The following is a 4,569-nucleotide window of genomic DNA, read 5'->3' as shown; positions in this document are numbered from 1 at the left end:
ATCGCTTTAAAAGAGGTTGTTTTTTTATAATTTACGATTTTATTTTTAAAAAATGGTGGTTGTGCAACGGTTACGTTTGTTGGCAGTAGTATTTTTTATTTAATTAGTAACTTGTAAAACCCTGAATTATTTTGAATTTCGGCAGTTATTTTTTCTCGCTCTTGTTCATTTAGCATTTCGTTTAATTTCCAAGAACTTAGCTCAATTTTTCTATTTAAAAAGTTTATGTAGTAATAAGTATATTCATTTTTATTTCTAGTTTCCTTTTGAGCAATAACATTTTTAAAAGAATTTTCAAATTGACTTTTCAAATCTTCTTTTTTATAATTTTTTAATAACGCATTAAAAGTTATTTCTATAAGTTCAGAATTACTTGCTAAACCGTTTTCTATTATGTTTGGTAGTAGAATATCATATGCTTTATCATATTGATTAAGACCTAAGTAACATTTTGAATACATTTCTGCCATATAAATTTCTTCAGAAGCAAATTCATTTCCGCAAAAATGTTGGTAAGGGTATTTTTTAGTTGTGTCAAGATATTTTAGTGCGTTTGTAAAATTCTCTTTTTTTAATTCTAAATCCGCTAATATTTTACAAGCTCTATTTTTATAATTTGCATATGGTTCACCCATTAATCCTGAACCAATTCCACCTTTTTCTTTGTCGTTTGCATCGCTATTTAAGATTTTTAAAAAGGTTTTTTCTGCTTCTCCATAATATTCGAGTTCAAGTTCAGCAAAACCTTTATTGTTTAAAGCCCTAAATATTAGCTTTGATTTTGGATATTCGGATATTAATTCTGTATAGTTTTGAATTACTTTTTCAAGAACATTTTCTTTGATTTCAATTGCAATTTGACTTTTTATTTTTTCTTCATAATCCATATCGATTGTATCTTTTGGATTAATGAATTGACTTAATTCATCATTCAATAATTCTTGTATTGCAACAGTTTTTTCAAATAATATTAAGTCTTCATTTGAATTTTTTTTCTGTCCAAAACTAATTGTTGAAAAAAGAAAGAAAATAGGAATAATTATGTTTTTCATAGTTTTTCGGTTTTCAGCAGTAATATTACTGCTAACTTTTATATAGACGCCACAAACAAACATTACAAATAATTATAACTGTTTGTAACTATTAGTAAATATATAAAAAAATCCTTAATTGCTTTAACACAATTAAGGATTTCAAATGTTTTATAAAACGAGTTATTGTTTCTCAATCCAAAGTCTTGCAATCAAAAACGCGTTACTTTGTTGCGATTTTCCGAACCGATTATTTTCTTAAAAAATATAATACTTAGTAATACTCAAAAGTAGCCTCAGAAACTAAAGTGTTACTCGTCGTGTATTTCTTAATTGAAATTGGTAAATTTTGAGCGTTATAGGTTATTTGGCATGTAAAATCTAAAATCGGTGTTGTTGATGAAGCATTTGAGTAATTGTAGATATTTGTTTGATTATTTAAAGTTTTTAAATTTGCAGATTCCAAACCAATTAATTCTCTAACATCTGGATTCATGTAATGCATAGGATTTAATTTTGTATCATAGTCATACGTGTTTTTGTAAGGAGCATTACTCTGAAAAATACTATTTTCTTCAATAATATTTCCGTTCGTAAAAACATAGTTTTGTGTATATCCAGTTTGCCATGTTGAACCAATTAGGCTTTGATTTTTTTCTGATACCAAAATACCATTATTATAATCAAACAACGTTCGCTCAAAATTATTTTTTGTATTCAAAATGGTTTGCAATAAATTACCATTATAAGTGAAGGAATAACTATTTTGAATTACTTCGTTTTTATAGTATATTGTGCTTGAAATTCTGTTATTAGAATAGGTAATTTCAATTCGATTTGTAGGATCAGAAATAGTTTTTAAGATACCATTTTCGTAATTAAAATTTGCCGAAAAATTTTCTACATTTCCAGCAATATAGGTTGTTTCAGTTACTTTTTTTAAAGAATTAGCTGGCGGATTAACGGCTGTAGAATTATTACCTTCATCACCAGAACATGAGAACAATGTTACTGTGATCAATAACGTAAATAATTTAGACAATTTTGACATAATTTTATTTCATTTAATTTATTGTTTTTCAATCTAAAGTCTGGCAATTCACAAAAGCTTTGATTCACGGCAAAACTTAATTTTTTTTATAGGTTTTTAGTCTTGCATAGTTGCGGGTTTTGTAATCCGTTTATTTTCTGTTAAAGATAAAATTTCCTGTGTAATGTATAAGTGTATTTACTTTAAAGTTGTAATCTCGCTAAATGGCTATTGCAATAGTAAATATATTTTACGGTTTGCTTGTTAGTTCACTTATTCTTTTATATGTTCTATCAAAAGATGTCAATCCTTCACTAATTACTGATTTCGTAGCTTCATTTTTATCAATCAAAATTAGACAAGGCAATGTATTTGTTTGATATTTCATTTTAAAAAAATCATAATCTTTATAAACTTTTGAATCCATATCTATATGTCTTTCTAGGTTTATTTCCATTATTATAAGTTTATCTTCTGCTAATTTTATAAACTCGGGATTTAGAAAAACATTTTTTTTCATTTTAATACAAGGTTTACACCAATCAGAACCTGTTAAGACAATTAAAATGTCTTTATTTTGCTTTATTGCCTCACTTTTTGCGATTTCATAATCTGTATACTTTTTATTTTGAGCTTGACTATAACTTGAAATTAAAAAAATAGCTACAATTATTAATTTTGATTTGAGTGTTTTCATTTTGTCGAATTACTGATTTAGCTTATTTTGTTACCTCAAGAAAGGATTCGATTGGTAGTGTTTGAAAATTAACAATGAAGTTTTGTACGCTGTTTAGGGATGTAATAATATTTACAAAAACGTTAATCCAATTCTTTTGTTTAATCCAATTTCAAAAATCCTGATTAAAGTAGAAAGTTGAATGTTTCCTTTTCCGTTTTCAATTCTAGAAATATAACTTTTTTTGGTTCCAGTTTTTTCAGCTAATTGTTCTTGAGTTATTTTAGCTTCTTTTCTGGCACTCTTAAGCATTTCACTGATGATAAACATCTGTGATTTTTCTTCGAAATCATTTCTGCTTTCAGTTCCGATTTTTCCATGTTCAACTTCAATAAGTTGATCAAATGTTTTTATATTTTTATAATCTTTCATTTTATTTGTTTTTTAGTTGAAAATATTCATTCATTAAAATTAATGCTTTTTCTAATTCATTTTTTGGTGTTTTCTGTGATTTTTTTTGAAAACCATTAAAAAGTACAACCAATTTTCCTTTATCAAAACAGCAAAAAATTCTGTAAATATTTGACTTGTATTCAATTCTTATTTCATAAAGTCCATTTGTTCCAGTTAAATGTTTTAAAAATTTTTCAGGAACTTTTTCAACTTGTTTAATTAATTCGAGAACGTGCTTTATTTTCTCTTTAACCTTTTCATCTTGTGACTGGTAAAATTCTATAAAGTGATTTTCGTAGAATATAATCTCTCTAGACATCTGACAAAGTTATCTTAAAAGTTAACAAATAACAAATAAATTTCAAATTTTATTTTCCCTCGCTAACGCGCGAATCCTTTCGTGTGTCATATATTGTAAATATAGTATTTTTTGGTAAAATACTTTAATTTGGTTTTATTTCTCAATTACTGCTTTAGCTTATTTAGTTATCATGCGAAGGGATTCGATTGGTAGCCTGAGAAACGTGAACGTGAATTTACTACAAAATTTGCAATCTTGCTAAACATCTGTTAGCTATAGTACTTGATTTTCTACCTTAATCTAACATATTTTTTTTTCAATGAGTTTTCGGCGACATATTGTAAAGGAACATCTTTAATAGTTATGCAGTTTTTTAAAAATTGTTCGACTACATCAAAGTCCCATCCAGCACATGCAGCAGCAAGACCATATCTTGGATCGGAATAATATTTTAGGTCAATCCCTGCACCAAAATCAAAATACTTTTCAATAATTGTCTTTTGTTCTTCCAAACTTGGAATGACTTTATCATAGCCCAAAACATCTAAGAGTGATTCTTGAACAATATAAACATCAATATTCATTAGTTCAAAGAGTGGGCTACAATCATGAATATTTTTTCTTTTCAGTCTAAAATATGCTTTGGTTGTTTCGCTTATTATGGCTCCATTCGTCTGCTCAGTTTCTATAGCGTTTTTTAAAATTGCTAAAATTGAAGTGTCATTTTCAAGAACAGCTTCCTTTAGCAATTTTTTTAGTTTATTATCATGGTTTCTCATTATCGATTTTTCAATCTCTTCGGTTCTGTTTTTCATGACGTGATTTTGTATTACAGCTGACGTTTCATTGCTTCACAAAGTTGCGAATTTTCAACACTCTCAATTACAAATATAGACAAAATTTAGCTTCAAAAATCACCAATTCTGATAAATCCCAAGCCTTGCAATTTCATGAAACCGCTGTGCATGTTGCACAACTCAAATATACAAAACCTTGTAAATAAATTTGATTTTTTTTAAATTTACTCATGCAAGGAAAAAAGACATTTACACCACAGTTATTTGTATCGGTAAATTTG

At 27.1% G+C, this 4,569-nt stretch carries 6 protein-coding genes; all 6 read right to left on the bottom strand.

Going from position 1 to position 4,569, the window contains the following annotated elements; translation table 11 throughout:
* Positions 1 to 95: 95 nt before the first annotated feature.
* On the bottom strand, positions 96 to 1,052 hold the full coding sequence (locus ACIQ06_RS15910) for a tol-pal system YbgF family protein (protein ID WP_396147911.1): 957 nt from the start codon (positions 1,050 to 1,052) through the stop codon (positions 96 to 98).
* Between the two features lie 253 nt (positions 1,053 to 1,305).
* Complete coding sequence (locus ACIQ06_RS15905; RefSeq protein ID WP_396147910.1) at positions 1,306 to 2,082, bottom strand: hypothetical protein; 777 nt, start codon at positions 2,080 to 2,082, stop codon at positions 1,306 to 1,308.
* Between the two features lie 229 nt (positions 2,083 to 2,311).
* On the bottom strand, positions 2,312 to 2,758 hold the full coding sequence (locus tag ACIQ06_RS15900; protein ID WP_396147909.1) for a thioredoxin family protein: 447 nt from the start codon (positions 2,756 to 2,758) through the stop codon (positions 2,312 to 2,314).
* 111 nt (positions 2,759 to 2,869) lie between these two features.
* Positions 2,870 to 3,169, bottom strand: a complete 300-nt coding sequence (locus ACIQ06_RS15895) for a helix-turn-helix domain-containing protein (protein WP_396147908.1) — start codon at positions 3,167 to 3,169, stop codon at positions 2,870 to 2,872.
* Between the two features lies 1 nt (position 3,170).
* Positions 3,171 to 3,509 carry a type II toxin-antitoxin system RelE/ParE family toxin gene (locus tag ACIQ06_RS15890; RefSeq protein ID WP_396147907.1) on the bottom strand — a complete coding sequence of 113 codons (339 nt, stop codon included), beginning with the start codon at positions 3,507 to 3,509 and terminating at the stop codon, positions 3,171 to 3,173.
* Positions 3,510 to 3,781: 272 nt separating this feature from the next.
* A complete protein-coding gene (locus ACIQ06_RS15885) occupies positions 3,782 to 4,306 on the bottom strand; it encodes a hypothetical protein (RefSeq protein WP_396147906.1) in 525 nt (174 codons plus the stop codon).
* Positions 4,307 to 4,569: the final 263 nt, after the last annotated feature.

Origin of the sequence: Flavobacterium sp., assembly GCF_044341265.1 — a bacterium.
GTDB lineage: Bacteria > Bacteroidota > Bacteroidia > Flavobacteriales > Flavobacteriaceae > Flavobacterium.
The sequence above is the reverse complement of the archived record's forward strand: the minus strand, read 5'-3'. Positions and strand labels throughout refer to the sequence as shown.

What these genes read in the sequence shown, in the direction of transcription:
- ACIQ06_RS15910 (WP_396147911.1), bottom strand. Translation starts at nt 1,052, where the DNA reads ATGAAAAACATAATTATTCCTATTTTCTTTCTTTTTTCAACAATTAGT.
- ACIQ06_RS15905 (WP_396147910.1), bottom strand. Translation starts at nt 2,082, where the DNA reads ATGTCAAAATTGTCTAAATTATTTACGTTATTGATCACAGTAACATTG.
- ACIQ06_RS15900 (WP_396147909.1), bottom strand. Translation starts at nt 2,758, where the DNA reads ATGAAAACACTCAAATCAAAATTAATAATTGTAGCTATTTTTTTAATT.
- ACIQ06_RS15895 (WP_396147908.1), bottom strand. Translation starts at nt 3,169, where the DNA reads ATGAAAGATTATAAAAATATAAAAACATTTGATCAACTTATTGAAGTT.
- ACIQ06_RS15890 (WP_396147907.1), bottom strand. Translation starts at nt 3,509, where the DNA reads ATGTCTAGAGAGATTATATTCTACGAAAATCACTTTATAGAATTTTAC.
- ACIQ06_RS15885 (WP_396147906.1), bottom strand. Translation starts at nt 4,306, where the DNA reads ATGAAAAACAGAACCGAAGAGATTGAAAAATCGATAATGAGAAACCAT.